Source organism: bacterium (assembly GCA_040753555.1).
GTDB lineage: Bacteria > UBA9089 > UBA9088 > UBA9088 > UBA9088 > JBFLYE01.
In genome coordinates, this window is sequence record JBFMDZ010000107.1 from 1 (window position 1) to 4705 (window position 4705).

The following is a 4705-nucleotide window of genomic DNA, read 5'->3' on the forward strand; positions in this document are numbered from 1 at the left end:
TTCACGAAAAGACTCTCTAAGAAGGGTGGAATGGTAAATCTTTTTAGATGTTTTGTGAACAGATTTGTTTTCTACTATATGCATACCCACTATTATACACTATGTTCTTTATGTTGTCAAGAAAAAATAAATATTTTTTTTCAATATTAGTGACTATAAATTAAAGAACAAGATTGAACTAACTCCAGTATTATTAAAGGGTTAGGTGAAAATGATGGGGTGAAGATCCGTTATGAAAGAAAAAAAGGTATGTGTTTAGAACCACGAAGAACACGAAGGTGTCTTAAATGAAAATTTTTAAGTTGCTTCGTGCTCTCCCTGCGCTTCGTGGTTATTTTCCCTTTTGTTCCAGTCAGAATTCCTCTGATAGCTCTTTAGTCCAGCAACCCTTTCTTCCCAGGTAAGCTTATTCCCCCACACATCCTTTCCAGTTAAGGCAGTGCCAAATTTGTAATACTTGTTCTCAATCAGGCTATTGTATAGGCTTCCTGCTTTATTGGTTAGACTGCTTAAATGGCCAAGGTCATACTTTTTTCCAAGGTTTAAACCTGCCAAAAAGGCTTGCTCTGGGTTTTTAAGGTAGCCAGAGTAAGTATTAAGCTTTGCGATTGCATCCCTTGTTTTGTTTATTGTTCCTGCTAAATTTGCGGTTTGCTTAAACATTGAGGCACCCCTGGCTAAAGGACCAAGCAAGGAAAGCCATTGGTCTACTCCAGATAGCTTCTGTCCTGTTATAAAATCCCTACCGGCAATCGCACAGGCAAAGGAATAGATTTGGCCAATCCCAGGAAGACCACGAACAACGGTTGAGACAACCCCCGATACTACCGACCATACCTTCTGATACCACTTTTCCTTCTTTGGCTTGGGAGGGGGTGGTGGTGGCTCAATCTTATCTAGGGCATCCTTGGGAATATAGGTCTGTAGCTCTTCGGTGGATATTTGTTCTACGCTTCTTTGTCCAAGAAGCTTAAGGTATTCATTGGTTGTGTTAGAGGTCGGAATAAACCTTCTTTCAGAGCCAAGGATAAGGAAGTCTCCCAGGATTCCATCGGATACAACCTTTGCCTTAAGGGAATCACCGGTTAAGGATAGAAAGAAATTCATCATCGGAAATGCTTTTTGCATCATTAGGCTTTAAGCTAAATATCTGCATTGTTCCTGTATCAATAAGATGCTTTGTTCCTGAGAAGATAAGGAAATAATCTTCTTTCTTTATTAAAGAAGGGACATTAGAATAGTATTCAACTGTCTTTATTAAGCTTCCATCGGGATATTTTATCTCAGGAAGGACATCACCGGTTGGAAATTGGGATAATTGCTCTGAGGTTAGCTCTGTAATAGATGTGCCATCAGGGGCATAGGCTTTAACACTATTATTGGGAATAAGCCTTTTCTTTCCATTCATTATGTAAAATGTGTAGTCCTGGTATTTGATAAACTTGCCCTCATAGGATTGGGGATTAAAATCTTGGGATTGGGTTTGGATATTGCTTTCTGAGGTCTCATAAGGGTTATACCAGGGAGGGCTAACCAGGGATGGATCAAGGGAGGGACTAAGAGAGCCAGAATCAGATTTATTATCTGAAATATTGAAATCAGGAATATTTGCTAATTCATCCGATGAAACATTGATTGAGGGGATAATTTCTATATCTTTGAACCTTAAGCTACCAGGGCAAGTGTTTATGAAATCTTGCTCTAACATCCCGGGAAAGGGTATGTCAATGGTTAAGATTGTCTCATCTGGCCAATCATATTTCATCCTCATAGGTTGTTAATTCATAGAATCTCATTTTATCTCACCTTTTCTTACCTGATCAATCTTCTTTAGTATATCATCAATCCCTTGTTGGGTAAGGTATCTTTCAATTATTCACACCTGAATGTAATCCATCTGCAATCTTGGTAAGTGACTCAGTAAGAATTCCAAGGATTATTTTTTTATCAAATAGGGTAAGCTCATCGGAAGAACGATCCCTTAACTCCTCAATAGAGGCATCAAAGACATCATAGAGGTCTTCTAGGGAAGGAATATACCCAACCTCTAAATCATTAGAAGAGCCTGCTTTCTCAGCCAAGTCTTTTAACCAATCTATTTCCTCTGCTTCCTTGACCAAATTCTTCCACCAATTGATAACTACTTTATCGGTAAGGGCTTTCTCTATCATTATAGTAGCACTTTGCTCCCAAGGCTCATAGCCAAACAATAACATATCCCCTAATATTTTCTCTGCCCTCTTTTGGTCAATATAGTCTACCAAAACATTACCTACACCTGTAGCTGTTATTTGAGAACTTACCGTAGATAAAAGTTCTCTTTTAAGACCCTCTAGCCGATTATCCTTCTCTTTTGTAAGGACATCTAACATCCCTTGCTGGGTTGAATCTAATCTGCCTTGTTGTGAGTTTTTTATCCACAATTGGGCTAACTGCTTCATTAATTCTTGATGGGTAAGTCTTTTAACTGACTCTGAATTTAGGGCTTTTTCTTCCATTAGGATTCTCTTAAAGGTCTTCTTATGGTGTCCAAGGTAAGGCTTTTCTCCAGATTTCCTCTTTTGGGATAAGGGGGATGTTTAATAATTTGCTTAAAGATAAAATCTGCTCTTGTGAAAGACGGGGATAAAGCAGGGAAAGAGCTTCGGCACCTAATGTATCACCTACCTTTATCTCAGGAAGGTCTACTTCCTCAATAGGGATGAATTTACAACCCTTTAATTTATTCCCTTCAATTACATCTTTTACCCTTTCGGTTACAAAGATATACCTTCCAAAGGGATAGACCCAGAATAGGTCTGAGCCATCCCAGAGGGAGGTATCAATTAGATGAGGGGTTTTAGAAAAAGGGACTGAAAATCTTAAGAAGCCACATCCTTCACACCAACTTTTAAGCTTTATCCCAGAATCGGAATGTGGGATACCAGCAAATCCTTTGATAACTAGCTCCCATAGGATTGGAATAGGCATTGGTTTCCTTAGCCTCTTTATCTCATTTATCCTTACTGGCTTAAGCTCATAGCCGGTAAATTCTTCCTCTTTGAATAATTGGGCTGTACTATCTAGAATTATCCAGTCAGAAATCCAGGTGTTTATGAAATCTTGCTCTAACATCCCGGGAAAGGGTATATCAATGGTTAAGATTGCCTCATCCCCTTCCTTTTGTCGCGATACTAAAGGATGATGAAAAATTGAAGGACGATCTTCATCGCCAGGACAGGCACCTACTACTTCTCTCCTATGACTTACCTCTGTTGCACAATCATATTCATCCCCATAGGCTAATTCATAGAATCTCATTTTATCTCACCTTTTCTTACCTGATCAATCTTCTTTAGTATATCATCAATTCCCTCTTGTGTAAAGATATCTTTGCGTGCCTTTACCATATTCTCTAATTTGTCAAAAACCTGGTTTTTTGTAGCCTTGGGTTTTGCCCTCCAAAATTTTTTCCACTGCCTCATATAAAAATGCCATCTTTATAGATTTTTTAAGGTAAAAATTCACTCAAGATTTATTACCAAACTCGCTGATTATTTCTAATATCTCCTTCTGTCTTTGGTCTGAAAGCTTAATGGATGAAGAAGGGCTACCATATTTCTTTAGCACATTCTGGAATTCAGCCAATATCTTTGGTCTTTCCTTTATCTCAGCCTTTTTGATAAATTCTCTCCATTGTTCTTTGCTTGGCCACCAAGGTTGATTGTCATCCATTTGGATTGCCCTTTTAAATAATTCCTCTGGTTCTTGCCAGATGCCATATTTTTTACCAAAGGCTTTGGCTTTTTCTTTGGGCAATGGCAACAACAATAGGTCAAGGCAACTTCCATGAAATCCTATTCCTGTTTCTTCCTCTCCATCAAGAGGCTGGGTAAGATAAGAAATAGATATTTCATCAAGTGTGTTAAACTTACATCCTGTTAGTCTATTTTCCTCAATAAAATCTTTTACTCTTTGGGTAATAAATGTAAGACGAGGCACAGGATATATAAAGAAGAAGTCTGAGCCATCCCATTGAGAGGTATCAACAAGGGAAGCTGACTTGTTTGGGCAATATGAAAATGCAATTTTATTACAGAAATCGCACCCCCCAATATCCAAAGCCTTTATGTATGAGGAAGGATATGCCATACCGGCAAAGCCGGTGGTAACAAAATGCCATAGCTTTGGTATCTCTCTTGGCTTTCTCATTCGCTTTATCGTGTTTATTATCACTGGCTTTAATTCATAGCCTGTGAATCCTTGTGATTTGAATAATTGGACTGTTTCATCTGTGATTATCCATGTAGAGTTCCATGTGTTCAAAATATCTGGTATATTTGGAGAGGGAAGGTCAATGGTTAAAATGACATCCTCTCTTTTTCTTAAGATTGGAGCATGAACCTTACCATAGATAGGACACCAACCAACCCTCTCGTTGCTATCGCTTATTTCCTCTGCATATTCATAGTTCTCATCATCAAAATCTAATCTGTAAAAATCCATCTTACCACCCCCTTACTTTTGTCTTAATTCTTCAATAATCTTCATTATATCATCTATCTGTTGTTTTGTATAGTGCTCTGGATGTGCCTTTAACATATTCTCTAATTTGTCAAAAACCTGGTTTTTTGTAGCCTTGGGTTTTGCCCTCCAAAATTTTTTCCACTGCCTCATATAAAAATGCCATCTTTATAGATTTTTTAAGGTAAAAATTCACTCAAGA

The 4705-nt window shown here is 38.1% G+C and carries 7 protein-coding genes; all 7 read right to left on the reverse strand.

From position 1 onward, the window contains the following. Positions 1-297 precede the first annotated feature (297 nt). The 7 genes from AB1630_08690 to AB1630_08720 all read right to left on the reverse strand — a co-directional run bounded on the left by AB1630_08690 (position 298) and on the right by AB1630_08720 (position 4656). Positions 298-1110, reverse strand: a complete 813-nt coding sequence (locus tag AB1630_08690; GenBank protein ID MEW6103869.1) for a pre-toxin TG domain-containing protein — start codon at positions 1108-1110, stop codon at positions 298-300. After that, positions 1079-1765, reverse strand: coding sequence for a hypothetical protein (locus AB1630_08695; GenBank protein ID MEW6103870.1), 687 nt, complete (start codon positions 1763-1765; stop codon positions 1079-1081). Before AB1630_08695 ends, AB1630_08690 begins: the two co-directional genes overlap by 32 nt. Before the next feature lie 103 nt (positions 1766-1868). Then, positions 1869-2498: a hypothetical protein gene (locus AB1630_08700; protein MEW6103871.1), complete on the reverse strand. Its 630-nt coding sequence runs from the start codon at positions 2496-2498 to the stop codon at positions 1869-1871. 22 nt (positions 2499-2520) lie between these two features. Then, the gene (locus AB1630_08705; GenBank protein MEW6103872.1) at positions 2521-3300 is read right to left on the reverse strand and encodes a hypothetical protein; all 780 of its coding nucleotides are present in this window, start codon (positions 3298-3300) and stop codon (positions 2521-2523) included. Further along, positions 3297-3464: a hypothetical protein gene (locus AB1630_08710; protein MEW6103873.1), complete on the reverse strand. Its 168-nt coding sequence runs from the start codon at positions 3462-3464 to the stop codon at positions 3297-3299. The genes AB1630_08705 and AB1630_08710 overlap by 4 nt, the downstream gene beginning before the upstream one ends. Positions 3465-3507: 43 nt before the next feature. Continuing rightward, positions 3508-4485, reverse strand: coding sequence for a hypothetical protein (locus AB1630_08715; GenBank protein ID MEW6103874.1), 978 nt, complete (start codon positions 4483-4485; stop codon positions 3508-3510). Between the two features lie 12 nt (positions 4486-4497). Then, positions 4498-4656: a hypothetical protein gene (locus tag AB1630_08720; GenBank protein ID MEW6103875.1), complete on the reverse strand. Its 159-nt coding sequence runs from the start codon at positions 4654-4656 to the stop codon at positions 4498-4500. Positions 4657-4705 lie beyond the last annotated feature (49 nt).

Bases quoted from the DNA above. Each gene is read 5' to 3' on its own strand.
- AB1630_08720 (MEW6103875.1), bottom strand. From the start codon at position 4,656: ATGAGGCAGTGGAAAAAATTTTGGAGGGCAAAACCCAAGGCTACAAAA.
- AB1630_08705 (MEW6103872.1), bottom strand. From the start codon at position 3,300: ATGAGATTCTATGAATTAGCCTATGGGGATGAATATGATTGTGCAACA.
- AB1630_08690 (MEW6103869.1), bottom strand. From the start codon at position 1,110: ATGATGAATTTCTTTCTATCCTTAACCGGTGATTCCCTTAAGGCAAAG.
- AB1630_08695 (MEW6103870.1), bottom strand. From the start codon at position 1,765: ATGAAATATGATTGGCCAGATGAGACAATCTTAACCATTGACATACCC.
- AB1630_08715 (MEW6103874.1), bottom strand. From the start codon at position 4,485: ATGGATTTTTACAGATTAGATTTTGATGATGAGAACTATGAATATGCA.
- AB1630_08700 (MEW6103871.1), bottom strand. From the start codon at position 2,498: ATGGAAGAAAAAGCCCTAAATTCAGAGTCAGTTAAAAGACTTACCCAT.
- AB1630_08710 (MEW6103873.1), bottom strand. From the start codon at position 3,464: ATGAGGCAGTGGAAAAAATTTTGGAGGGCAAAACCCAAGGCTACAAAA.